This window comes from Pseudoalteromonas sp. Bsw20308, from assembly GCF_000310105.2.
GTDB lineage: Bacteria > Pseudomonadota > Gammaproteobacteria > Enterobacterales > Alteromonadaceae > Pseudoalteromonas > Pseudoalteromonas fuliginea.
The window spans coordinates 3,182,196-3,206,912 of sequence record NZ_CP013138.1 but is presented as its reverse complement, the minus strand read 5'-3'; the positions used below and the strand labels follow the sequence as shown (position 1 = coordinate 3,206,912).

Here is a 24,717-nt window from a genome sequence, read left to right as displayed (position 1 = left end):
TTTGCACAAACCAAAATAAAACCGAGCATTTAAGCGCTCGGTTTTTTACAGCCTTCAAGTAACTGCTGCCAAAAATCAATCCCCTTACGCCTTGCTAGATTTATATTATGCTCAGGAATAGATTCAGGCTCGTTATAACTATCAAGTGCTTCGCTCATACTTGCTTCGCGGATTAAGTGCAATGTAGGAAAGGGCGCTCTATTTGTGTAGTTTGCGGCATCGGTTTCATCACTGTCAGCAAATACGTAGTCAGGATGAAAATTAGCGATTTGATACTTACCTTCAAAGCCTTGCGCGACTAAAAGTGCATTAGCTAAATCGACCAAGTCTAAAAAGTCTTCAAAGTCACTAAAGCCGTTGTCAAACATGATAAGGGTTGTTTCGCGCTCTGGTTCACGGTCAAGCTCAACACATTGCTCAAGCATATCCATTACAGCATCATCCATACTCGTTGCTGAGCTTACTATGTAATGAATACAGTTATTTTCTACTTCTTTTCGAGCAAACGGGCAAAAGTTATATTTAACAATAACAGATGATACCCATTCGCGGGTTTGGCTTATAGCTATGTTGGTCACGGTTTTGGCTCTAAATATTGATTAATAATGGTAAGTGTTTTTTGTATAGCACCTTGGTTTTTAGTTACGCATTGCGCAGCTTTAATACCTAAGGTTTGGCACGCTTTTGTGTTTTGGCTAAACGTTATAAGCTGCTTTGCGAGTTCGTCGTTACTATCAACCACTACAGCACCTTTGAGCTTTGTTAGCTCGGGATAAACATGGTCAAAATTGTATGTGTGTGGACCTGTTATTACACCTACCGAAAACGCTGCTGATTCCAGTGGGTTATGCCCACCTCTGCGAATTAAGCTGCCACCAATAAAGCTCACATTTGCAGCGCCATATAAACACTGTAATTCACCAAGCGTATCAGCAAGAAGTACTTGCTCATTATTATAGTTATTTTGGCTACGACGGCTAAAGCTAAGTGGGCTTTGCGTTAAAAGCTCTGCCACTTTGTCAAATTGCTCTGGATGGCGCGGGGCAATTATAAGTAATGCGTTCGGTTGTTTTTTTAGTAACTCTTGATGGGCTGAAAGTACCAGCTCATGCTCAACAGGATGTGTTGAGCCTGCCACCCATACAAAGCGTTCATTACTACTATAAAGCTGTTTAAGGTTGAGTACTTTAGCTAGTTGCTCTTCACTTGGTGTTATATCAAATTTTATTGAGCCTGTTACATGGCTTTTTGAAGCTTCAAGACCAAGTTCAATAAAGCGTTTAGCATCTGTTTTATTGTGACTCGCAAGTACCGTAATTGAGCGCATAATAATATGCGTTAATTTAGCGACCTTTTGATAGCCCTGCTGCGACTTTTCAGAGAGTCTTGCATTGATGACAAGTACTGGTATGTTTTTTTTGTGGCTTATCGCCATTAAATTTGGCCATAGCTCGGTTTCTAAGATACATAATGCTTGTGGCTTTATACGCTTTAAAAATCGAGCCGTCGCAAACGGAAAATCGATTGGTAAATAGCTACACGCTACAGTATTTTTAAACTGGCTAAGTATTTGCTCTCTGCCTGTTGGAGTATTACAGGTTATAAGTATATTTAAGTTTGGATGCGCTTTTTGCAAAGCTTTAATAAGTGGCGTTGCGGCAAGTACCTCACCAACAGAAGCACAATGAAAAACTAAAGGTTTAGTTTTAACCGTAAATAAAGACTTACTGACAAACCCAAAGCGCTCTTTAAAGTGTGTACGATAGCCTTGGTTTTTTTTACCTCGTAAAATATAGAGATAAAATACAATCAGTGGACTAATAATAATTAATGCAAATGAGTAAAAAATGCGTGCCATACTGATCTTTCTTAAAGGGAGGTGGCGTTAGTTTACCGTGAAATAGCCGTTTTCTAAACATACTCGTAATAAAATATGGTCTGGGTTCAGTTATAACCAGATAAAATACACACAATTAAATAAAATTATGGAATAATGAATTTAATTTTTCCTGCCATTTCAGTTCCAAGAGGAATTTTTTCATGTCAATTATCGATTCAGTGGCAACTAGCTACGTTGAAACATTAAACCGTCATCAGGCATTATTTGAAACGATGGAGGCTTATCATCAAGAATCTATGCAACTGTTAGAAGCATGCCACAGTGCATTACAAGCTGGTGGCAAGATTGTTTGGTTTGGTAATGGTGGTAGTGCAGCAGATGCACAGCATTTAGCAGCAGAATTTGTAGTGCGTTACAAATTAGAGCGTGGTCCGCTTGCCTCAATGGCATTGACCACCGACACTTCTATTTTAACAGCGCACAGCAACGATTATCACTTTGATACGGTGTTTGAGCGCCAAGTTCAAGCGTTATGTAAGCCAGAAGATTTAGTTATTGGTTTAACCACATCAGGTACTAGTAATAATATTAATTTAGCATTAGAAGCTGCAAATAAACTAGGCGCTTTTACTGTGGCATTAACGGGGCGTGATGGCGGTAAAGTAAAAGATATTGCTAAGTTACCTATTATTATAAAAAATGACGAAACAGCACGTATTCAAGAAGCTCACATGTTTATAGGTCACTGGTTATGTGAAGCCATGGATATGGTTGTTGCGGAGCAGCAGTAATGGATTTATCGTTATTAAAAAACTTATCAGCGGCACGAATATTAGTTGTTGGCGATGTAATGCTAGACCGTTATTGGTATGGCGATACTGGTCGCATTTCGCCAGAAGCGCCAGTACCGGTTGTTAAAGTAAGTAAATTTGAAGACAAAGCGGGCGGCGCAGCTAACGTTGCAAAAAATATAGCGCGGTTAGATGCAAAAGTTGGCTTATTGGGTTTAATTGGTGAGGACGAAAGCGGGCAAATTTTAGAGACCATCCTAAAAGGTGAAAAAATAAGCTCACAATTAGTCAGTGTATGTGATTTACCGACTATTTCAAAAATGCGTGTTATTAGCCGCCATCAACAACTAGTCCGACTTGATTTAGAAGAAACGTTTACCGAGCAACACAGCCAGCTTTTATTAAACCGCTTAGAGCTTGTACTTGATGAATACGACTTTATAGTGTTCTCTGATTACAGCAAAGGATCTTTAAGCTTAATTAAAGAGATGGTAAGCCTTGCTAAGGGCGCGGGAAAAACGGTTTTAATCGACCCTAAATCGCCAGATTTACATTTATATGAAGGTGCTGATTACATTACGCCTAATTTACATGAGTTTAAGTTAGCGGGTGGTCAAACCGATTCAGAAGCAGCTTTAGCAGCAAGTGCGCGTGATTTAATAAGCAAAAATGGCATTAAAGCCATGTTACTTACGCGTTCTGAGCAAGGTATGTCGCTTATTAGTGCAGATGAAAAGTTTGATTTTGCAGCGCAAGAGCTTGAAGTAAGCGATGTAACCGGGGCCGGTGATACGGTTATAGCTACACTCGCTGTTATGCTTGGTGCTGGCATGGAACCTAAAGATGCTGTCGAAATTGCTAATTTAGCCGCAGGTATCGTTGTGAGTAAGTTTGGGGCTGCAACTGTCTCGCCAGAAGAGCTAAGCCGCAAGCTTGGTCAGTATTTACATACTACGGGTGAGCATTACCAAACACCATTTGATGATGTACTTCAGCATATTGAATTTGCAAAACAAAACGGCGAAACTATTGTATTCACTAATGGCTGTTTTGATATTTTACATGCTGGGCATGTACGTTATTTAGCGCAAGCTAAAGCACGAGGCGATAGGCTCGTTGTTGGATTAAATAATGATGAATCTATTACGCGTTTAAAAGGGCCAGAACGCCCTATTAACCCGCTAGATGAGCGTGCAATGGTACTTAGTGCACTTTCATCAGTTGATTGGGTTATTCCGTTTGGTAGCCTAGATGAAAACGACACTCCAGCTAAATTAATTGAGCAAATAAGCCCTGATATTTTAGTTAAGGGTGGCGACTACACCGTAGAGCAAATAGCCGGTGCTGAACATGTGCTGCGCCATGGCGGAAAAGTTGAAGTGCTGGAGTTCTTAGATGGGTGCTCAACATCAAAAGTAATTAGTAAAATTAAACAGTAATTACTGATTTAGTTTGCTTAAAAAATACAAAAAAGGGATGAAAACACTGTTTTCATCCCTTTTTTACATTTAATACGTTACTTTATTAACAGTAACTTTAATACGTTACTTTATTAACAGTAACGTATTAAAAGTTATATTCGTACTTGGCAAATGCTGATGTATCGTTTTCAGCACCGTCGTTGTTAGATGCAAAAGCACCTAAAGTGACTCGCCCTCCCATAGAAAGCATTCTGTAACGCATTTCTAGCTGCTTAGAGTTAAACCCTATTTTAGTAATGGTGTTACCTAAGTCAGGATTATTTGGGTAACTATCTCGGTTATCGCTATTGTAATCAACACTGCGCAATTTTACCTGCCAATCGTCTCCATTAGATAACTGACCTAATAGGGTTAAAACAACTGACTGTGCATCGTTATCATAAGTAGAGCCAATAGTGCGACCGTGGTAACGGTAACCCGATTTGTAATCTGAATGCTCATAGTAGCAATTTTCAACTATTGATTCAGCTTGGCATGAAACACCTGTATCTATATACTCTACATTTATTAATAAGTTTTGATCATATACACGCTGTGTTGTCTGTACACCAAATAAGTAGGCTCTATCAGCGGGTTTAAATTGTGAACTGGCATCTTCTCCAATCGTACTGGCATATACAGCATAAGGTTGGTTGAAAAGTGTATCTGACCAGCGAATATCTATGCCTGCTAATTGATTACCTATTTTTGACTCTAATTGGCTATCACAACTATCGCTTCCATCAATACAGCTTGTTTGTCCTGTAACTACATCAATAAAGTCACCAGCAGATCCTGGTTGTCCGTCTCCTGCCCATTGTGCAGACCAGCTAACGGCAATTTCTAATTGTTGTATTGGGCGTATATTTAATCTACTGCTCCAAAGTAAAGCATCAGGAATTACACGTGTAGACTCAAGTTTAGCCATTTGTGCGGTAAAGCCCCATTGACCAATCCAGCTTAGCCACGGTGTTTCAAAAGCAGTACTTTTTTCTCTGGTTACACTTAGTGCAGGTAAAGGTTTCGCGTTACCAGACATAATTAAGCTGTTATCAACACCAGGTCCCCAAAATTGTTCAACAGCACCGGCTCTAAAAATCCAATTGCCTAAACGATAAGCTAAGTAACTATCGTCAAGTGAAGTGTCGTTACAATCTGTTAAAGCTTGCTGATCAGTAACTATATCGTCAGCCGTTTTTCCATCGGCTAAACATTTTTTACCGTCTTTTCTATAATTTACAGCGACTTTAGCAGCAAAGTTATCGCCTAAATAAGCATAAGCTGCTGAAAGCTCTGTTTCTTGTGTATTTGTTGCACCAAAGCTTGTTGCTACAATTGGATCTGTAGCTGCAAAAGCTGATAATTGAAGACTATGCGAGCTACTATTTTCGGATTTATATCGATGTTTAACACGTAACAATGCATCTTGTAGACTTGGTGTTAATTGCTCAAGCGGCATACTATCAACATCGCTTATAAAACTTTTCCACATAAGTGGGTAAGTGGTTACAGGGGCTAAAATAACGCCGGCATCGGCTAATTGTTGAATGTCAGCTCTTAATCCGTAGTCATCTGGTTTTACCCATGGTTCAGCGTTAATCGATACGCTCATTGCGCAAAAAAGAGAAGAAAGAAGAAAAATTCTGTTTCGCAAAGTTCAGATCCTTGTGATTTAGATTGCGGCTAAGTTTATCAACCTCAGGCGTCTATTGCAGCAAATAATAGACAAAATAGGGGGTATTTAATGTATAAAAATGTAACCTGTCTATCGTAATAACGATGTGGTTGATATACTGCGGGTTAAATAGGAAATTGAGAATGCAATGAGCAACAAACGACTTTTATTTATTCCAGTATCATCACCAGAAGGCATTGGTGAGTATATGCGCTCGTTGCTGTTAGCTCAAAGTTTACAGGATGAACTTCACGCTTCTATCGATATTCATTTTATATTAAATAAGCATGCTGCTTATGCAAAAAGCTGCCCATTCGAAACGACACTACTTGATCATTCAGCGACCAAAGAGCTGGATTATGTGTGCGATGTCATTGAAAAATTTAAGCCTAACGTTGTTATTTTTGATTGTGCCGGACGAGCAGGGCATATGAAAGCGGCTAAAAAGGTAGGTGCAAAAGTAGTCTTTATTTCTCAACATGCTAAAAAACGAGCAAAAGGCTTAAAGCTTAATAGAATCAATTTGATTGATGTACATTGGGTTGTCCAGCCAGACTATTGTATAGAGCCATTAACTTGGGCTGAAAATGCTAAGTTAGATATATTTCCTTTAGTGCGTCCACGTAATGTGGGCCCATTTGTTGCTTTTGCATCCAATGAGCAAAAGCAACAGATGTTGAGCCGATATAGTTTAGAACTAAAAAATTATTTTATAGTTAATGCAGGATCTGGCGGTCACACACTAAATGGTCAAAATTGCGCCGATATTTACTTTGAAGCTGCGCTTAAAATTGCTAAACAAACGGGTTTGAGGGGCGTTGTTGTATTTGGCCAAAATTATAGTAAAACGATCCCAAGTTCTGATAGCATTCTTTGTATCAAAAGTTTGCAAAATACTGAGTTTTTAGCATTAATGAGCCAAGCTAAAGTCGCATTGCTAAGTGGTGGTGACACCTTATTACAAGCAATTGCCGTGCACACACCTGCTGTTGCATGTGCAATATCTAAGGATCAAAATGCACGTTTAGACCACTGCATTAATACGGGGGTTGTATTAAAAGCAAATCTTAATATTGATGACATAGTGACTAAAGTAGAGAAAGTTATAGAGGTGGCTTTTTATAATGAGACAACTAGTAAATATGCTCAGCTTGAAAATATACACAGCTATGATGTTATTACTAATGGTGTGAAAAATATGCTTGATGGATCCTCTTTATGAATATCATTATTGTAATTGATTCACTAGTAGGTGGTGGTGCTGAAAAAGTAATGCTTACTTTGGCTGAAAAAATGGCGAAACTACAGCACAACGTCACTATATTATCTCTTGCGAGCAACGCTGAGTATGACATTCCTGATATAGTTAAAGTTGATAGCCTTTTTCCTGATAGAGCATCTAAAGTAGATAGATTCTGGCAGCGAAAAAACAGTATTTTGCGATTAGAAGCGTGGTTTGAAAAAAAACAAAGCGAGATTGGCAATATTGATCTAGTGCTTTCTAATCTTGATAGAAGTAATAACTTGCTCGCGCTTAGTAATATCAAAAATGTTCACTTTGTTATTCATAACTCCGTCAATGCAGAACTTGCCCGTCAAAAAAAGTTAGGTCCATTTTCATATTTATACCTTAAAAAAAGTAAGCAAAACTTAAATGGTAAATCACTTATTTGCGTATCAAAGGGTGTTGAAAAAGAAATAACACAAGGGGATTTAATTAACCCAAGTGCAATCGCGACTATTTATAACCCGTTCGATTTTGAAAAAATAAACCAACAAGCAAATGAGAAAAATAACGACATCCCAAATGAGCCTTACTTAATTCATGTAGGAAGGCTGGCCAAACAAAAACGCCACGATATATTATTTGCAGCATTTGCAAAGCTTGATAAAAAATACAAGTTAGTCCTTTTATGTAATAAACCTGCAAAAGCGTTAAAGCTTGCACAGCAATATGGCATAGATAAACAGTTAGTAGTGCCTGGATTTCAACAAAACCCGTACAACTGGATTCAGCATGCCAAAGCTTTGGTTTTGAGCTCTGATTTTGAAGGGCTGCCAACGGTATTAATTGAGGCTTTAGCAGTGGCTACTCCGGTAGTTAGTACTAATTGTACATTTGGACCAAGCGAGATATTAACAGGCGAGCTGAGTAAATATTTAGTACCCGTTCAACACAGTGAGGCATTAGCCAATGCCGTTAAGCAGGTGCTAGCAGATAAGCCAAATGTAGAAAACGCAGATATTTTAAAACAAGTACAGGCAGAGCAGGTTGCTCTGCAGTATTTAGCATTGGCTAATTAACTTATATTAGGTTAACTGATATTGGCGAGCGCTTTGAGGTAGTTGCTGTGCAGAGTTTGCCAGTCACTCGCTTGCCAATTGAATGGCTTGTTTCGACCTTGTTCCTTTAAAAATGAGCGCTCAAGGCGTGCCATATTACTTTGTTGCCACTGTGGGTTAGGCGCTCTTATTTCACCTCTATCAAAGTCGATAATATACACATCACCAGTATCATTAAATAAAATGTTATTAATGTTTAAATCGGCGTGATACACACCTTTTGAATGAAATAGCGCGATTGTTTTAGCAATGCGCTCCAACCCATCTTCAGTCAATGGGCGTTCAATTAATATATCAAGTACACTTTTAGCGCCTTTAACAGCCTCGGTAATAATATCACCACGGTAAATTAATCCGCTGTGGGTTACTTTAGCTGCAACAGGGGTTGGTACGTTTAAACCAAGCTCTATAAGTTTACTCATTAAGCTAAACTCTTTATACACACGGGTTTGTTCAAGCCCTGGGTATAAATATTGATCGCTTAGTAATTTACCGACTAAACCGCCACGCCAATAATGCCTCAGTACGGCTGTTAATTCGTCTTGTTTAAAAAACCACGCAGTTGCTCGGCCTTTTTTAGCGCCCACAATTTTATTTCGTTGTTGCCAATAATTTGCATCAAACCAATCGAGAGTAATTTGGCTCGTGTATTTAGGGTGGCTTAATACAGTGTGATTGCCTTGCACGTGTTGTTTAAACATAGCTCTGCGTAATTGCTAAATAATGTGCCTATATTAGCGCGTTTTAAAGCGCAGGATAAGTGCTTGCAATAGCGTGATTATAATTTAAGATCGGCTTTTGTATTTAATACCTAAGGGAATGTGTGACTCAAGCTCCTAATTATTCATCTATTTGTATATTAAGACTCTCAGCCATTGGTGACGTATGTCATGCTGTGAGTGCAGTACAAGCTATTCAAAAGGCACACCCGAATGCAAAAATCACCTGGGTAATTGGCAAAATAGAAGCCATGTTACTTGCTGACTTACCGGGTGTTGAGCTGGTGGTATTTGATAAAAAGCAAGGCAAAGCAGCGCTTAAAAGCTTAAAGCAACGCTTCAACAACCAAAAATTTGATGTGCTTCTTAATATGCAAGTTGCATTAAGGGCTGGGTTTGTAGCGCGTTGTGTTCCTGCAAAAGTAAAAATAGGGTTCGATTGGGCTCGTTCAAAAGAATTACATAGCTTATTTATTAATAAACGAATAGAGCCACAAGCTCAGGCGCACGTTCTTGAAGGCTTTAAAGGTTTTGCAAAAGCCATTGGTGTTGCTGATTATAAACCGAGTTGGAACATGCCATATACCGAGCAAGACCAAGCGGTTGCAGATGAGTTATTAACATCAGAATACCTAACTAATAAACTATTAGTAATATCGCCCGCAGCTAGTAAAGCACAGCGTAATTGGCTCGCTGATCGTTATGCCACATTGGCTGATTATGCAAGCGAGCAAGGCTTTAAGGTGGTATTGACGGGTGGTCCAACAGAGCTTGAAATTAACCTAGCAAATAGCATTATTGAGCACAGCAACACGCCGATTTTAAACTTGGTGGGTAAAACAAAACTCAAAGAGTTGTTGTGCGTGTTAAAGCGTGGCAGCTTAGTGCTTGCGCCCGATACGGGTCCTGCGCATATGGCGGTGACAGTTGGTACGCCCGTTATAGGTTTGTATGCACATTCAAATCCAGCACGCACAGGTCCTTACTTATATCAAGACTACGTGGTAGAGGTTTATCATCAAAATTTGCTTAAGCAAACTGGTAAAACGGCAAAACAAGTCTCGTGGGGGACGCGCGTTAAAGGCGATGATTTAATGAGCCAAATTACAGTTGATGATGTAAAAGCGATGTTTGATCATGTTGTACAAAAAGAGTCTTTGTAATGTATACACAACAAAAAAATAAAGCGCTTTTTTTAGACCGAGATGGCGTGGTAAATGTTGATCATGGTTATGTGTATCAAAGCGATAAATTTGAATTTATTGACGGTGTTTTTAGCTCTTGTAAAACATTTTACGATGCAGGCTATAAAATCATAATCGTCACTAATCAATCTGGAATTGGTCGAGGTTATTACAGCGAAGCTGATTTTTTAGCACTGACCGAGTGGATGAAAGACCAATTTAGTGCCCACAGCATTGAAGTTACCGATGTGTATTTTTGCCCGCATCACCCTAAAAAAGCGCGCCCTGAATATTTGAAAGAGTGCAGTTGCAGAAAGCCTGCGCCAGGTATGTTATTACAAGGCATACAAGAGCATAACATCGACCCTGCTTGCAGTATCATGGTGGGCGATAAACTCAGTGATATGCAGGCTGCGAAAAAAGCAGGCATAACGACCCGCGTTTTAGTGCGTTCAGGGCAAAGATTTGATGAAAGCGCTAAGCAAGAAGCTGATTTAATTATCGATTCTATAAGCAGTTTACCTGCACTTTTAAACACATAAATAAACTAAATAGACTTAGCTGTAAACTGGCAGGAATTACTTCCAGTTTAGGGCGTTTGCGACGAACTGCAAACCGTGCATTTTACTCATTAAACTTTTACAATACCCCGCATAATAAACAGCCGCGAAAGTGCGGTTGTTTACCCGTTCAAATAGATGGAGAACCTAGATGAGAGCATCTGCTTTTTTTAGCCAGTTACAACAGCAAATTGAAGACGTAAAAACCGAAGGTTTGTATAAAAACGAACGTATTATTAAGTCCCAGCAGCAAGCTCAAATTGAAGTTGCATCAGGTAAAGTAATCAACTTTTGTGCTAATAACTACTTAGGTTTAGCTAATAGCCCAGAGTTAATTGAAGCGGCGCAAAATGGTTTAAATAATCATGGTTTTGGTGTGGCTTCAGTACGTTTTATTTGTGGCACTCAAGATATCCATAAAACACTAGAGCAAAAAATCAGTGCGTTTTTAGAAACAGAGGATACTATTTTATATTCTTCATGTTTTGACGCAAATACAGGTTTGTTTGAAACTATTTTAGGCGCAGAAGACGCTATTATTTCTGATTCATTAAATCATGCATCAATTATCGACGGTGTACGTTTATGTAAAGCTAAGCGTTTTCGTTATGCAAATAACGACATGGCTGATCTTGAGAAACAACTTATTGCAGCAGATGAAGCAGGCGCTAAAACTAAACTAATTGCTACCGATGGCGTGTTTTCTATGGACGGCGTTATTTGTAATTTAGAAGCTGTGTGCGACTTAGCTGATAAATATGATGCGCTTGTAATGGTAGATGACTCTCACGCAGTTGGCTTTGTTGGCGAAAACGGTAAGGGTACACCTGAGTACTGTAATGTATTAGACCGTGTAGATATTATCACCGGTACATTAGGTAAAGCGCTGGGCGGTGCTTCAGGTGGTTATACATCAGGTAAAAAAGAAATTGTTGAATGGTTACGTCAGCGCTCACGCCCATACTTGTTCTCAAACTCATTAGCGCCTTCAATTGTTACTGCATCAATTAAAGTACTTGAAATGCTTGAAAATGGCGGCGAGCTTCGCGCTAAACTTTGGTCAAATGCTAAATATTTCCGTGAGCAAATGGAAGCTGCTGGTTTTACGTGTGCAGGTAAAGATCATGCAATTATCCCTGTAATGCTAGGAGATGCCAAAGTAGCCTCGTTAATGGCTGATAAGCTACTTGCTGAGGGCATTTACGTAACCGGTTTTTCATTCCCTGTAGTACCAAAAGGGCAAGCGCGTATTCGTACACAAATTTCAGCGGCGCATAGTATTGAGCAACTCGATATTGCTATCGATGCATTTACCCGTATTGGTAAAGAAATGGGCGTTATTTAATTTTATTTTAAACCGAAGCCTCGCTTCGGTTTTTTAGTTGAGTGTGGATTATGAAAGCATTATCTAAATTAAAAGCAGAACCGGGCATTTGGATGACAGATGCACCAAAGCCAGAAGTGGGTCACAACGACTTACTGATTAAAATTCGCAAAACAGCTATTTGTGGTACCGACGTACATATTTACAAGTGGGACGAGTGGGCAAGTAAAACCATTCCAACGCCTATGGTTGTTGGTCACGAGTATGTTGGTGAAGTCGTTGATATGGGCCAGGAAGTTCGTGGCTTTAAAGTAGGTGACCGCGTATCGGGTGAAGGTCATATTACGTGTGGGCATTGTCGTAACTGTCGTGCTGGGCGTGTACATTTATGCCGAAATACAACAGGCGTAGGTGTAAACCGTGAAGGTGCATTTGCCGAATATTTAGTTATTCCTGCATTTAACGCATTTAAAATTCCAGATAACATTTCTGACGAACTGGCTTCTATTTTCGACCCATTTGGTAACGCAGTTCATACCGCACTATCGTTTGACTTAGTTGGCGAAGATGTACTTATTACTGGTGCAGGCCCAATTGGTATTATGGCAGCAGCCGTTGCAAAACATGTTGGTGCTCGCCACGTTGTAATTACCGACGTAAACGAATACCGCCTAGATTTAGCACGTAAAATGGGGGCTTCACGCGCTGTAAACGTTGCCAATGAAAAGCTTGAAGATGTAATAAAAGACTTAGGTATGACAGAGGGTTTTGATATTGGCCTTGAAATGTCAGGTGTGCCAAGCGCGTTTAATTCAATGCTTAATAATATGAACCACGGCGGTAAAATTGCCATGCTAGGTATTCCACCATCTGATATGGCAGTTGACTGGAACCAAGTTATTTTTAAAGGTTTAGTGATTAAAGGTATTTACGGTCGCGAAATGTTCGAAACGTGGTACAAAATGGCAAGCTTGATTCAATCTGGTCTTGATTTAAACCCAATCATTACACATCAATATTCTGTGGATGACTTCCAAGCTGGCTTTGATATGATGATTTCAGGTCAGTCAGGTAAAGTGATTTTAAACTGGGATTAGTTCCTCACTAAATTACAAGAAGGGCGGCTCTAGGGCCTGTTGACCTTTCAGGATTAAAATTTGTTCAATTTAGGGGCTATTTAATCGCGGCGCGAGGTTTGTGACCTAGTGGGCTAAGTAAAAACCGAGCAACAAAGAGTAAATTGCCCCTAGGCAGAACCCTTCGGGCAGCGTATGTTTGGCATTTGTGCTACGTTATCGCCTATTTATGGGGAATAACCACACTACATAGGCTCAGCCTTGCCTAAATACCAAACATACTGCTGCAAATTTAACCTCGAAAGATAAACAGGCCCTAGCCGCCTTTTTTATACTATTAATTAAAGAGACTTCAATGGCATTTAAACATATTTCTATAGCGCAAACGTTAGAGCTTTTAGATAAAGAAGACGTGGTAATTGCAGATATTCGCGATCCTAATTCGTATCAAGCCGGTCGCATTCCAGGCTCAGAAGCACTTTCTAACGGTAATATCGCACAATTTATGATGGAAAAAGAATTCGATCAGCCAATTATTATTGTCTGCTATCACGGTATGAGCTCACAAGGCGCAGCTAGCTATCTAGTTGAGCAAGGTTTTGAAGACGTTTACAGTATGGATGGCGGCTTTACAGCTTGGGAAGCGGCTTATATCGAGAAAGTTGAGCGATGATAGAACTTGGCAGTTTAAATAACCCGCGCGCCGCACAGGGCTTTATAGATTATTTAAAAAGCCAAGGCCTAGATGCAAAGATACACTCAGCAGATGGCAGTAATGTCATTATTAGTGTGCTTGAGGAGGACTTTCATCAAGTTCAGCCGCTATGGGCTGAATTTACACAAAACCCTAATCATGAACGCTATCAACAAGCGTCTTGGGATGTAGGTAGCACTCAATCGCCGCTTAAATATCAAGGGCAATCACTTAATTTAATGGCGCGATTTAAAGCGCTAAGCTGGCTTAATCAAACAGTTAGCATATTGAGTATTGTTATTTATGTTGCTTTTTTATTAGGTGGATTTAATGAAATTTATACCGCTCTGCAATTTAACCCATCACAACCACTTAGTTGGCTAACCCCCGCACTCGTTCACTTTAGCGCCATGCATATAGTGTTTAATTTAATTTGGTGGATGTCGCTTGGTGATAATATCGAAAAGCAATGCGGAAAACTAAGCTTAATAGGTTTGTTTTTAGTGACTGCACTGATTAGTAATTGGGCACAATATTTAATGGTTGGTCCTAATTTTGGTGGGCTAAGCGGCGTGGTGTATGGATTGCTCGGTTTTTGTTGGATACACAGCTTTTTAAACCCTAACAAGCCAGCGCTAGTCAGTACGGCTATTGTTGGCTTTATGTTGATTTGGTTAGTGCTTGGGTTTGCTGATGTATTGTTTGTAGGTATGGCTAATTGGGCGCATTTAGGTGGGTTAGTTAGCGGTATGGCTTTTGCCTACACCGCCAAAATATTTAACGCAAAACGTTAAACACTAATGATATAAATATTTAGTGAACAAGACTTCACGGATGATCTCTTGTCCTGTTTCTTCTTTTAACAGGCTCTTAAGTTTTTCTACACACTTTGCGCGTATTTCTTCACGACCAGTGAGAGATTTTACTTTTTCTTCTGGCTCTTTAGATAAAATCTCTACTAAAGCGTCACGCAGTAATGGTGTGTGGTGTTCGACTACGGCAATATCTGAAGTATCATTAAGCATTAAATCGACAGTGACACGCACATAGCCCATTTTTTTACTTGATGCACCTATATAATTAGTGATTATATCTGGCTCAAAGCCAAAATAACCGACGGTTGATTCCGCACGTGCCGTAAAGCTTATTACGCTTACCAAGAATGTAAAAAGACCTGCGTATACTATTTTTTTCATATTTTAAGCGTTTCCTAAAACCTGTTGTAAATAGTTTATACTTAATAATAGGTAATAAACAGCGCCAAACAATTATTTATATTAGGGTATGTTGATTTTTGCGGTATGAAAAATAAATAGCATGAAGGAAAGGCATAATTGAACTCGCTAAAAAACGATACACCGAATCCTCATACCAAGATTAATGTTTATAGGCGTCATGGAATATCTTATCAAAAGTAATGTGCTTAAGCGGTCGAATTTATAATCAGCTTGATCATAGAAAAACGCTTGAAAGCAAATTATATAATATGTGCACAGGTATTCAATGGCGAGATCTGACTTCTTATTTTAGTGCATGGAGTGCCATATGGAGTCGGTTTAGCTTATGGTCTAAAAAAGATATTTTGAACGAATTGTTTCGCATATTATCTCGCGATACTTGTATGGATCAGGTCTTTATTTATGGCAGTATTGTTATGGCTCAGCAGTATAATTGCGGTGTAAGAATCGCAGAGAATGAATCAATCGGAAAAGTCGAGGTGGGTCTACAAAAAATTCACCTTGCAGTAGATAGCAGAGAGTTACCTGTTTACTATGAATTATCCTGTGTAAATACGCAGATACCTTCCATGCAGAGTCACTCGAAGCTAACTTCCCAGTAAACAGTGCAATACCAATCTGCTTATATATGGGGTCTATTTAACGTTAAGAAAATTACGCTAGAACTAGGCAAAAATTTTTGTATCTAGTTGTTCTAAATAAAAAATTTTTAACGACGTTATAGTGCAATTTAATTCGTTAAATTGATCAAAGATTTATGCAGGTTGGTATAAAGGCTACGATAGTGAAAAACTGAGAGCGTTCGTTTGTAATAACAGCGCTACACCTTTTATTCCACGTAAGTGTAACAGCTTGGTCGGTAATGAAAAGATTGACTGGTGTACGTAAAAATATAGGCACTTGGTTGGCAATGCATTTGATCGAATTAAGCAATATAGAGAAATAGCTACGAAGGTATGACGTGGTCAACTAAATTCAGTCACCCTAGTTAAGAAACCATATCTAATGTTTCGATTCGTTCTTCAAAGTCATTTGGGCTTTGATAATTTAAGTACGAATGTAAGCGACGACTGTTGTACCACATACAGATGTAATTCATTACATCCTGTTGAGCCTCATAACGCGTTGGGTAGTTTTTCCAATGCACGCGCTCTTGCTTCAAACTACCGAAGAAGCTTTCTGCAACAGCATTATCCCAGCAACAGCCTTTCTTACTCATGCTACCAATGAAGTCATTTGACTTGAGCAATTTACGATATTGGTGGCTTGCATATTGAACCCCTTGATCTGAATGGATAATTAACCCTGTTTTGGGTTGGCGTTGCCACATCGCCATAGTCAGTGCGTCACAGACAAGCTGCGCTTTCATTCGTGAGCCCATGCTCCAACCAACGACTTTGCGCGAATATAAATCAATCACTACCGCCAGATACAACCAACCTTCTGCAGTCCAAACATAAGTGATATCTTGTACCCAGGCTTGATCAGCTGCTTCAACGTTGAAGTTTTGCTCAAGTACATTGGGATAAATAGGCTTATTATGCTCACTATTCGTTGTCACTTTGTATCTCTTTTTATAACGCACCCAGACATTTGCCTCTTTCATTAGCTGTGCTGTTTTGTAACGACTCACCGGAAAACCGAGTGCATTTAAGACTTTCTGAATACGCCTTTCACCGTAAGTATTATCACTGAAGTGCGCTATGTCCTTGACACAATCAATCATTTCTTGATGTGTTGGATCCTCTGATTTAGTTGAGAATCGCTTTTGATAACTATAGTAATTGTTACTTTTTACACCCAGTATTCGGCACATTGTCGCCACAGGCCAGGTCTTCTTGTATTGGGTTATGAACGAATATTTCACTTCGTTTCTTTGGCAAAGAAGACCGTCGCTTTTTTTAATATTTCACGCTCCATTTCTAGGCGTTTCACTTGCGCTTTTAGCTCTCTGATCTCTTCTTGCTCAGGGGTTAAATTACCGTTCCCTCTAAAAGCATGCCCATCATCATTTTCAGCTTCTTTTATCCAGCGACCAAGCATGTTGGGATTTACCCCTAAATTTCTAGAGGCTTCTGCTTGTGAGTAGTTTTGCTCAACAACTAATGCGATAGCATCAAGTTTAAATTCTTTGGAATACTTTTTACGTTTTGTCATTATCGATCTCCAGTTAAGTTGATTATCTCTTAACTGGGGTAGTCGAATCCATTAAACCACGTCAGTATGCTTTTGCTGTGCTTACTTATATGGGTTGTTATGTACTATAAAGATAAACTGTATGTTGGCTTTTAGGTAAAGTTGCATGTGGTTATCCCCCATAAATAGGCGATAAAATAGTATAAATGCCAAATATACGCCGCCTGAAGGGTTTCGTCTGGGTTAAGCAAACTTTAATCCTGAAAGATTAAATGGCTCTAGTCTTTTTACCAGAGTGATTATTTTACAATCCCCCAACCTAAAACGACGTTTATTTCTCATTTTACTTCCCCAATATTGCGTCAATGATCCCAATACAAAAATGGCTAGCTAACGCTTCAGTTTTCAAATTCACTGTAAATTACAAAATGATGACTGTGCTCCGTATCGTACAGTTTTTTCACATCTTTATTTGTTCTCAAAAAGTTTGGATTTATTCAACAATAATAATAGGTTAAGTAAACAGAACAAAAAAAATAAAATTAATTCCCAATTTTATTTGTGAATTCCGCGTTAAGTTTTTATTTATTTTATGTTATTTACTTGTTTTAATTTGGTTACTAATGTAGGGTTTTATTCTTAACAGCACTTATTCGCTCGACTGTTTTAATTATTGAGTCATTGCGTTTAAGTGGAAAGGTATCTTCAAATACTTATGGAGTTAATATGAAAGGATTAAAGTCTCTTTGCGTTTTAGCATTAGCGATAAGTATGCATTGCCATGCAACAGAACGTGTATCTTTATTTAACGACACGCAAAAAATTGCGCCTACTTTACAAAAAAAACAATCCATATTTAGTGATGCTTCAGATCAAAACTATCTACTCGCGCTAAAAGTATTTGCAGCGCAATACTCAGGTCACACGCTTACATTTCACCAAAGCAAAATTAGTCAAACCAAGCAAAGCCATACAATTACCCAAAAGTACCAAAATATTCCTATTTGGAATCAAGACCTTGTTGTACTGACTGACGAGAGTGGTGTAGTTGAACAAGTTTATGGCGATCTCATTGTTAACGTTGCTAAAGATATATCAACTCTAACTCCCGCGTCAGAAGAACAGCTAAGTGTAGCTCTAGATTCAATAATTTCTCAGTTTAATAATGAACGCCCCAGAGTTTTTAGGCGTAAATCAGCAGAGGAAGTCATTTATATAGATACTCAAGGAAAAGCACGGCACGTTGCTAAAATTGCCTTTTTCACCGATTTCGAGTCAGGGCCCTTTAAACCACAAAGAATCATCTCTTTTATAGACTTAACGACAAACGAACTCATCAGCCAATCCGATGTGTTACAGCGGATCGTTTATGAGGGAGGAAGCGGCCCATCAGGCAATGACAAGGTTTCACGTCCAGATTATAAGCAAGCGGATTATGTTTCTTATCCACCAAAGACTTTTGTTGTTGCAATGGAAACTGACAATCAGCAAACCACCTGTTTATTTGATGCAAAAAACGTTGAGACTAGAAACTATAATCACGGCACAGCGCAAGTTAATAATCCTTATAGCTACAACTGCTCAGATTCAACTCGTAACAATTATAAAGAATATCACGGTGCTCGCTCTGCCTTGAATGATGCCCATCATCATGGACAAACAGCGAATTTAATGTTTGAAGCTTACCTTGGGCATAAGCCTTACTTTAATAAAAAGATAACTCAAAATGTCCATTATGGTCTTAACATGGATCAGGCATTTTACGAAAACGGCGAGGTATATTTTGGTGATGGTGACTACCTCTTCTATCCTATGGTTTCCTTAGATGTAGTTGCGCATGAAATCGCTCATGGTTTTACTGAGGAATTTGGCTCAAATACGCCAAAGTCAATGCTGACAGGACAGGCTCGTGCTATTAATGAAGCGTTTTCTGATATGGCGGGTGAAGCAGCTAAATTCTTTTACTTGGGAACCAATGATTGGAAAAGCAATCACGAAACATTTCGCCTCGATGATGCACTGCGTTATTTCAAAACACCTACGCTCGATGGAAATTCAATTGATCATGTTGATGACTATGATGACTCAGTAACTTCTCATCATGGCGCAGGGGTATTTAACAAAGCTTTTTACTATCTCACTACAACTGATTTAGATAATGAATCCTCACCTTGGAATACAAAATATTCCTTTATCCTGTTTGCTAACGCAAATAAAAACTGCTGGACCAGCAATAGTAATTATCTTACTGGCGCAGATTGTGTAATGCGACAAACCCACACGGTACGTGATCAGTTGACTCAAGATGGGGTTAAAAAGCAAGATGGTAGCCAATGGCAAATCATTGAATTACAAAACCATGTACGTAAGGCGTTTGCGCAAGTAGGTATTGGTCTGAAAGTTGACCGTGGACTCGAAAGCGAACTTGGTTATGACCGTCAATTTTTGGCCTTTGATTTTAAAAATTTGACCCGTAAAGATGGTCAGCAAGTTACGGCTGCCAACAGCGAGGGCTGGCAATGGCAGTGGAATTTTGGTGATGGCAGTTTGCAAAGTAGCGTCTTTGAGCCTAAACATAACTTTGCTATTGCAGGCGAATACAACATTGAACTTACGGCTATCGACCCTTCTGGTCAATCAGATACTTTCATGCTGCCTATTGACGTTTTTGACGACTATTGTCTAGCGCAAGGCATTAATCATAGTAAGTATTACTTATCGTCAGTTTCGTTAAATAACTATAAAAATGACTCTACTTCAAGCAATTACAGTGACTACTCATACAATATCGTCGACGTGGAGGACGGTAAAGCACTCAATGTAACGCTAACCGCAGCATCACATCCTGATACTCAAGACAAAACAAAGAACTTTTATGTCTGGTTAGACAAAGACAATGATGGTTTATTCCACAAGACTGAAGAGCTCGTTCTCTATGGAAGCACGAAGACACAATTGACTGGCGAGATATCATTGAGTGGCGAGTTAAACCAAACTTACCGCATTCGTACTATGGTGTCATTTGGTTTAGTGAAATCAGCGTGTGGGGATATGTCTTGGGGGGAAGTTGAAGATTACACCGTTAAACTAATTGAAAACAATGACCCTGCTGATTTGAGAATTACCGCTAACCAAGGTGTTAATCAAATGAGTTTTGATAACAGCACGGTAGATGCGCGTGTTAAGCGTTGGCAGTGGAAATTTGGCGACGGCACCACCAGTAGCGAAAAATCTCCTGTTTATAGATATGTGCAGTCTGGTAACTATGAGGTAGAACTAAAAGCGTATGATAGATTCAGCAAAGTGATAGGAAGTTGGAACAAACAAGTTCAGTTTGATACGACAATCACAGCAAAATTTACACCACAAAGATCTGGTAACACTATTTCTGTAAATACAGATCAAAGTATTATGCCTCAAAACAGTAAGATACAGTGGCAATTTGGTGATGGCGATAACTCTTCGGTTAGAAATACTCAGCACACCTACCAAGCCGATGGTGAGTACACTATTACACTCACAATTGAACATGACGATGGTACGCAATCGGCCAGTGAAACGGTAAAAATTGGCGAGAGCAATTTTACTCCTGAAGTGAGCTATACAGTAAACGAACAAGCAGATGGTACGTTTAAGGTAAGCTTTAATAACACTACCACAAAACCTGAAAATGCAGCTTGGGATCCCGATGTTACTCTAGTTTGGGATTTTGGAGACGGCACAACACTTACACAAAGCAGTAATTTTGGCCAAGACACAGAGCATACATATCAAGCTGCTGGAACCTATACCGCTAGCTTAACTATTAGTTACGACAAACCTTTGTGGGATGATTGGGGAAGCCGAGTTACTGGCACCAAAAATATGCTGCTAGAGCTTAAATCAGCACAACCTGTTGAATATTGCACGGCGGTGGATCTCACCGACTATGAACACATAAGTAAAGTGATTTTCAATCAAGATGGTCCGTTTAGCAATGCGCAGCAATCTGGCGTGGTTAACCCGAATAATCCAATCAAACTATATGCCACACAGAGTAATACCTACCGTATTGAAGCCGATTATGCAGGCAGTGAAATATTCGCTGAGAATTACCATGTCTGGATTGATTTAAATAGTGATGGTCAATTTGGTAATGGTGACTGGAGAAACGACAAATCAGAGCTTTTAATAATGGACTTCGACCAGACTAACCAAGACTACGGTAAAGGTTATGTTGAAGGGGAATTTAGCATTTTAAGCAATAAGTTGTCACAGCCTATCACGACGACTCGTATGAGAATTTTGCAGTATTACGGATTTAGTAGAGTAAATAGTATCAATCCTTGCTCTGACTATAGCAGTGCCGCAACCTCGGGGAGCGGAGAAATTGAAGACTACCTTGTCGAAATCTATAAAAATTAAGGAAAATAACATGAAAAAACTAAATAAAAAGGTGCTCATGCCGCTTGCAATCGCTTTAGCAATCAGTAACGCGGTAGCTGCTAGCAACTATATTAATGAACAACAAGTTACCACCGCGTCAAAACAGAAGTCTGGGCCTGCAGCAACGAAGGGCACAGCGGTAACACAGCCGGATCAATTTGGGATCCGCAAGCTAGATATGTCAAATCCACAGCACTATCAATTGGCAAAGTCACGATTGATAAAAGCAAATCGTATTGAGAGTGATTATCCGCAACTACATAAAACGCTAGATATAGCTAAAGGACAGCATTTATCAGCAAAAATGAACATGACAACGTCTGAAGTGCCACCGGTTAGTGAAGCTGAAGTCGATATCATCAAAGAAGCGCATTTCTTCTTGGATATGAACTTAGCCATTTCATCAGATACAAATGAGCCATATATTATTGTACGTGCAAAAAGCTCACGTTTTGGCGGTACAAAAGCGACTTACATCGACTTATTATTAGAAGATGCAAACGGCAATCAGCTTGCTCCTTTAGGCTCTACATTTAATGTGTTGTATGGCAAAGACACGCTTGCAACTTCGACTATTTCACTGAAATCATTGAAGGCAAACTTCCCAAATTTAGATACCATTTATGCCAGTTCATATGTGGAACTTGAGCAAGAAGATGGCACCATCAGTACAACGATGAAGTATACTGAATACCCCTTCTCATGGGAGCATTTTGAAGCACTTTATGGCTCTGCTTCACCAGCTGCAAAGGGCGACGCTCCAGTATCTGCACTTAACGTTGGGATCAGTTCATCATTGGACACACGTCCAAAATACAATGCAACTGCACCTATCGATAAAAACAATGATGCTGTTATTAAAATCTGTCTAAACCGTAGTCATGCAGACTGTGACTACGCCGCTGATCAAATTGGAGATCCTAACGAAATTACGGATGTAAACATCCCATTCAACGGTGAATTACGCATTCCTCACGAGATCACTGATATTTATCCAACTATAGGTGATTTACCAAACGGTATAGATGAGCCAACAAATATCTATTTACAAGAAGGTATCTATGGTGGCGCGACAAAGCAAAGCTACAAAGGACTCGAAAATACAGTTAAACAATTTTCTGACTATTTAGAATTTGAAGTTGATAGTGCAAACCAAGAGTCGATCATCCGTTGGAACATCCCGCGTTCAGAAGGTCGTTTTGGCAATGCCAAACTTTTCTCGAATATCGCCCAAGCAAACTGGTATATGACATTTGCTGTTAAAGGTTATCCGTACTTTAAAAAGGGACGTGGTGGCGCGAATGCATTCCAAGTATCGTTAACGTCAGAGACATCAGCGCGTTTTGGTAACTTTTATAGTGAAGTGTTGCCTATGATGAAGCTTGGTTACAGTTGTTTAGCAACCGGCACAATGATCACTATGGCCGATGGCAAGCAACGCGCTATTGAAGATATTGCGAAAGGCGATTTGGTGTTAGGTGCACTAGCTTCGAATACTCAAGTTAAAGAACCTATGCAAGTTATTGATGTGTCAGTAGGAATTGAAGCGATTAAGATGTATCGCATAAAAGGCGCTGATGGCTCTGATATCTTAACAACTGAAACCCACCCAATTTCTACCTCTAATAAAGGTCTTATTTGGGCGAAAGAACTGCAAATAGGTGATCGTATTCTTACGGAAACAGGTTCTGTGCTTGTTACTAATGTAACAAAAGAGAAGTACAAAGACAAAATCTACAATTTGAAACTGGCGCCTACAGAAAATTCGAAATTCGCTGAGTCTCGTAATTTTGCAATGTTTGCAAACGGCATGGCGGTAGGGGATTTGGCTACTCAAGACGAATTGAACTACAAAGATCAGAATATTCGCATGTCAGAAGAAGAGATTCTTCAACGCCTTCCTGAAAAGTGGAAAACTGACTACATCAACAGTTTGGATTAATCAGGCCACTAGGCCTTTCTATTCGAAAGGCCATACTTCTCTGTAAGGAATTAAATATGAAATTTACATATTCTCCATTGGCACGTGCCATGGGGGTAGCGGTTTTTTTTGCCTGTAGTTTTTCAACCGCAGCTGAGCAAATAGGCAATTTTAACTTTGCTACTCAAGCAAGTAACTCTGACTTAGATTCAGTCACGCTAGGTACCGCTTACCACAGTGAAAAAGAAGGTTTTTATGCACTGCAAAGTGTACTTGGTCAAGTAGATGAAACCTATGGTAATACTGAAATGGATTTTGTTGTCGGTGTTGACATGAGTTATAGCCAACTATCGAGTATGCTTGATGGTAACTTAGGAGCGGCCCTTGATGTTCCCGTAATAAAAGTGGGGGTTGGCGCAAGCTACGCAAAACAAAATACTGCAGATAACTACACCGGTACTTACACACTATTTCTCTCCTTAAAGCCAAAAAAACGGCTGTTAGTTGCAGATCCTCAAACAGGGTTTAAACCTACACAAGCCGCGCTTGATTTGGCCAATGCTAATCCAGGAGACAAATTCAATAATATTGGTAATGAGTTCGTGTCAGCGATTGAATATGGATCTCAAGTGATGATCAACCTCAAGTTCCAATATAAAAATGACGAAGACAAAGTAAAATGGGGGGGGCAGCTTGGTGTAGATTGGGCTGGTAAAGTCAATGTCAGTGGTAAATTGCAAAAAGTAGACGAAGACGTGAAACGTAATATCAAAATTACGGTTTCAGCATTACAGTTTGGTGGCGACCCGATAGAGCTTTTGAAGGTGATCCCAAATCAACTCGTCAACTGTACTATGGAAAACCCGACACCATGCTTTGATGTTTTTAAAAACAGCATCGATTACATCAAAACCAACTACGTTGCTCAGTTTGATACCTTGGATAAATATAACGTCGGTAGAGTATTGACACAAAGTTACACCGATTCAGGGCCAAGTCTATCTCCTTTAATACCTGATGATGTGTACCCAGCTAAAAGCATCTTGACTAAATTGGCGCTCAAAAACATGAGTGATGATTGGGTGCAGGCAATTCTCGATAATCGTCGTGCGGATAACGTACTCAATTACTACGCCAGTGAGTTGAATAACTCACATCGAACTGCATTAGAAACCATTCGCGATAATTCACTCTTTAACTCTTTTATTTTGGCGGACGCCGTTGATTTTTGTAAGCGTAATCCAATAGGCAATTATTGCCGTGATAGAGAGCTACAGACTCGTGGCCGCGTTCATCAATATGACCGTAAATGGCTAGAATTATAAGGAATA

The 24,717-nt window shown here is 39.4% G+C and carries 20 protein-coding genes; 14 read left to right on the top strand and 6 right to left on the bottom strand.

The genetic code is table 11. The features are described from left to right. Positions 1-29: 29 nt before the first annotated feature. Both D172_RS14215 and waaA read right to left on the bottom strand, forming a co-directional pair. Complete coding sequence (locus tag D172_RS14215) at positions 30-578, bottom strand: DUF1415 domain-containing protein (protein ID WP_002961067.1); 549 nt, start codon at positions 576-578, stop codon at positions 30-32. Further along, positions 575-1,858: a lipid IV(A) 3-deoxy-D-manno-octulosonic acid transferase gene (gene waaA / locus D172_RS14210; RefSeq protein WP_007378801.1), complete on the bottom strand. Its 1,284-nt coding sequence runs from the start codon at positions 1,856-1,858 to the stop codon at positions 575-577. Before waaA ends, D172_RS14215 begins: the two co-directional genes overlap by 4 nt. Before the next feature lie 182 nt (positions 1,859-2,040). On the opposite strand from waaA, the gene D172_RS14205 reads away from it, so the two are divergent. Further along, on the top strand, positions 2,041-2,631 hold the full coding sequence (locus D172_RS14205; RefSeq protein ID WP_002961065.1) for an SIS domain-containing protein: 591 nt from the start codon (positions 2,041-2,043) through the stop codon (positions 2,629-2,631). Next, positions 2,631-4,070 (top strand): bifunctional D-glycero-beta-D-manno-heptose-7-phosphate kinase/D-glycero-beta-D-manno-heptose 1-phosphate adenylyltransferase HldE, encoded by a 1,440-nt coding sequence (gene hldE / locus D172_RS14200; protein ID WP_007378802.1) that lies wholly within the window; start codon positions 2,631-2,633, stop codon positions 4,068-4,070. Before D172_RS14205 ends, hldE begins: the two co-directional genes overlap by 1 nt. Before the next feature lie 127 nt (positions 4,071-4,197). Here hldE and D172_RS14195 read toward each other — a convergent pair whose 3' ends face one another. After that, positions 4,198-5,703 (bottom strand): capsule assembly Wzi family protein, encoded by a 1,506-nt coding sequence (locus D172_RS14195; protein WP_007378937.1) that lies wholly within the window; start codon positions 5,701-5,703, stop codon positions 4,198-4,200. A gap of 211 nt (positions 5,704-5,914) precedes the next feature. Here D172_RS14195 and D172_RS14190 point away from each other — a divergent pair, with 211 nt between their 5' ends. Continuing rightward, on the top strand, positions 5,915-6,988 hold the full coding sequence (locus D172_RS14190; RefSeq protein WP_007378938.1) for a hypothetical protein: 1,074 nt from the start codon (positions 5,915-5,917) through the stop codon (positions 6,986-6,988). Continuing rightward, positions 6,985-8,070, top strand: a complete 1,086-nt coding sequence (locus D172_RS14185; RefSeq protein WP_007378939.1) for a glycosyltransferase — start codon at positions 6,985-6,987, stop codon at positions 8,068-8,070. The genes D172_RS14190 and D172_RS14185 overlap by 4 nt, the downstream gene beginning before the upstream one ends. Positions 8,071-8,081: 11 nt before the next feature. On the opposite strand, the gene D172_RS14180 is transcribed toward D172_RS14185, so the two are convergent. Continuing rightward, positions 8,082-8,810: a 3-deoxy-D-manno-octulosonic acid kinase gene (locus D172_RS14180; protein ID WP_007378940.1), complete on the bottom strand. Its 729-nt coding sequence runs from the start codon at positions 8,808-8,810 to the stop codon at positions 8,082-8,084. A gap of 122 nt (positions 8,811-8,932) precedes the next feature. On the opposite strand from D172_RS14180, the gene D172_RS14175 reads away from it, so the two are divergent. The 6 genes from D172_RS14175 (at position 8,933) to glpG (ending at position 14,460) form a co-directional block, all read left to right on the top strand. Beyond that, entirely contained in the window at positions 8,933-9,991 is a 1,059-nt protein-coding gene (locus D172_RS14175; RefSeq protein ID WP_007378941.1) for a glycosyltransferase family 9 protein, read from the top strand. Then, positions 9,991-10,554: a D-glycero-beta-D-manno-heptose 1,7-bisphosphate 7-phosphatase gene (gene gmhB / locus D172_RS14170; RefSeq protein ID WP_007378942.1), complete on the top strand. Its 564-nt coding sequence runs from the start codon at positions 9,991-9,993 to the stop codon at positions 10,552-10,554. Before D172_RS14175 ends, gmhB begins: the two co-directional genes overlap by 1 nt. A gap of 169 nt (positions 10,555-10,723) precedes the next feature. Continuing rightward, positions 10,724-11,917 (top strand): glycine C-acetyltransferase, encoded by a 1,194-nt coding sequence (locus tag D172_RS14165; protein WP_007378943.1) that lies wholly within the window; start codon positions 10,724-10,726, stop codon positions 11,915-11,917. A gap of 50 nt (positions 11,918-11,967) precedes the next feature. Beyond that, positions 11,968-12,993 carry an L-threonine 3-dehydrogenase gene (gene tdh / locus D172_RS14160; RefSeq protein ID WP_007378944.1) on the top strand — a complete coding sequence of 342 codons (1,026 nt, stop codon included), beginning with the start codon at positions 11,968-11,970 and terminating at the stop codon, positions 12,991-12,993. A gap of 334 nt (positions 12,994-13,327) precedes the next feature. Continuing rightward, the gene (gene glpE, locus D172_RS14155; protein WP_007378945.1) at positions 13,328-13,645 is read left to right on the top strand and encodes a thiosulfate sulfurtransferase GlpE; all 318 of its coding nucleotides are present in this window, start codon (positions 13,328-13,330) and stop codon (positions 13,643-13,645) included. Then, the gene (glpG, locus tag D172_RS14150) at positions 13,642-14,460 is read left to right on the top strand and encodes a rhomboid family intramembrane serine protease GlpG (protein WP_007378946.1); all 819 of its coding nucleotides are present in this window, start codon (positions 13,642-13,644) and stop codon (positions 14,458-14,460) included. Before glpE ends, glpG begins: the two co-directional genes overlap by 4 nt. A gap of 3 nt (positions 14,461-14,463) precedes the next feature. Here glpG and D172_RS14145 read toward each other — a convergent pair whose 3' ends face one another. Continuing rightward, positions 14,464-14,862 carry a flagellar basal body-associated protein FliL gene (locus D172_RS14145; protein ID WP_007378947.1) on the bottom strand — a complete coding sequence of 133 codons (399 nt, stop codon included), beginning with the start codon at positions 14,860-14,862 and terminating at the stop codon, positions 14,464-14,466. 206 nt (positions 14,863-15,068) lie between these two features. Between D172_RS14145 and D172_RS21945 the strand changes: the two genes are divergently transcribed. Next, complete coding sequence (locus D172_RS21945) at positions 15,069-15,506, top strand: transposase (protein WP_420713811.1); 438 nt, start codon at positions 15,069-15,071, stop codon at positions 15,504-15,506. Positions 15,507-15,892: 386 nt separating this feature from the next. Here the strand turns inward: D172_RS21945 and D172_RS14135 are convergent. Further along, positions 15,893-17,061, bottom strand: a protein-coding gene (locus D172_RS14135; protein WP_420713787.1) for an IS3 family transposase whose coding sequence is annotated in 2 segments (ribosomal slippage) — positions 15,893-16,815 and positions 16,815-17,061 — 1,170 coding nt in all. Because the reading frame shifts where the segments join, the coding sequence is not laid out codon by codon here. Positions 17,062-17,766: 705 nt separating this feature from the next. Here D172_RS14135 and D172_RS14125 point away from each other — a divergent pair. From D172_RS14125 to D172_RS14115, 3 genes are read left to right on the top strand one after another with little or no spacing between them, the layout of a single operon-like run. Next, a complete protein-coding gene (locus D172_RS14125) occupies positions 17,767-21,444 on the top strand; it encodes a PKD domain-containing protein (RefSeq protein ID WP_007377875.1) in 3,678 nt (1,225 codons plus the stop codon). Positions 21,445-21,481: 37 nt separating this feature from the next. Then, positions 21,482-23,407 (top strand): Hint domain-containing protein, encoded by a 1,926-nt coding sequence (locus D172_RS14120; RefSeq protein WP_237113679.1) that lies wholly within the window; start codon positions 21,482-21,484, stop codon positions 23,405-23,407. A gap of 56 nt (positions 23,408-23,463) precedes the next feature. Beyond that, on the top strand, positions 23,464-24,711 hold the full coding sequence (locus D172_RS14115; RefSeq protein WP_007377873.1) for a hypothetical protein: 1,248 nt from the start codon (positions 23,464-23,466) through the stop codon (positions 24,709-24,711). Positions 24,712-24,717 lie beyond the last annotated feature (6 nt).

Coding starts and splice junctions, on each gene's coding strand:
- D172_RS14190 (WP_007378938.1), top strand. CDS start 5,915: ATGAGCAACAAACGACTTTTATTTATTCCAGTATCATCACCAGAAGGC.
- tdh (WP_007378944.1), top strand. CDS start 11,968: ATGAAAGCATTATCTAAATTAAAAGCAGAACCGGGCATTTGGATGACA.
- D172_RS14125 (WP_007377875.1), top strand. CDS start 17,767: ATGAAAGGATTAAAGTCTCTTTGCGTTTTAGCATTAGCGATAAGTATG.
- hldE (WP_007378802.1), top strand. CDS start 2,631: ATGGATTTATCGTTATTAAAAAACTTATCAGCGGCACGAATATTAGTT.
- glpE (WP_007378945.1), top strand. CDS start 13,328: ATGGCATTTAAACATATTTCTATAGCGCAAACGTTAGAGCTTTTAGAT.
- D172_RS14180 (WP_007378940.1), bottom strand. CDS start 8,810: ATGTTTAAACAACACGTGCAAGGCAATCACACTGTATTAAGCCACCCT.
- D172_RS14115 (WP_007377873.1), top strand. CDS start 23,464: ATGAAATTTACATATTCTCCATTGGCACGTGCCATGGGGGTAGCGGTT.
- D172_RS14195 (WP_007378937.1), bottom strand. CDS start 5,703: ATGAGCGTATCGATTAACGCTGAACCATGGGTAAAACCAGATGACTAC.
- D172_RS14185 (WP_007378939.1), top strand. CDS start 6,985: ATGAATATCATTATTGTAATTGATTCACTAGTAGGTGGTGGTGCTGAA.
- waaA (WP_007378801.1), bottom strand. CDS start 1,858: ATGGCACGCATTTTTTACTCATTTGCATTAATTATTATTAGTCCACTG.
- D172_RS14205 (WP_002961065.1), top strand. CDS start 2,041: ATGTCAATTATCGATTCAGTGGCAACTAGCTACGTTGAAACATTAAAC.
- gmhB (WP_007378942.1), top strand. CDS start 9,991: ATGTATACACAACAAAAAAATAAAGCGCTTTTTTTAGACCGAGATGGC.
- glpG (WP_007378946.1), top strand. CDS start 13,642: ATGATAGAACTTGGCAGTTTAAATAACCCGCGCGCCGCACAGGGCTTT.
- D172_RS14165 (WP_007378943.1), top strand. CDS start 10,724: ATGAGAGCATCTGCTTTTTTTAGCCAGTTACAACAGCAAATTGAAGAC.
- D172_RS14120 (WP_237113679.1), top strand. CDS start 21,482: ATGCCGCTTGCAATCGCTTTAGCAATCAGTAACGCGGTAGCTGCTAGC.
- D172_RS14145 (WP_007378947.1), bottom strand. CDS start 14,862: ATGAAAAAAATAGTATACGCAGGTCTTTTTACATTCTTGGTAAGCGTA.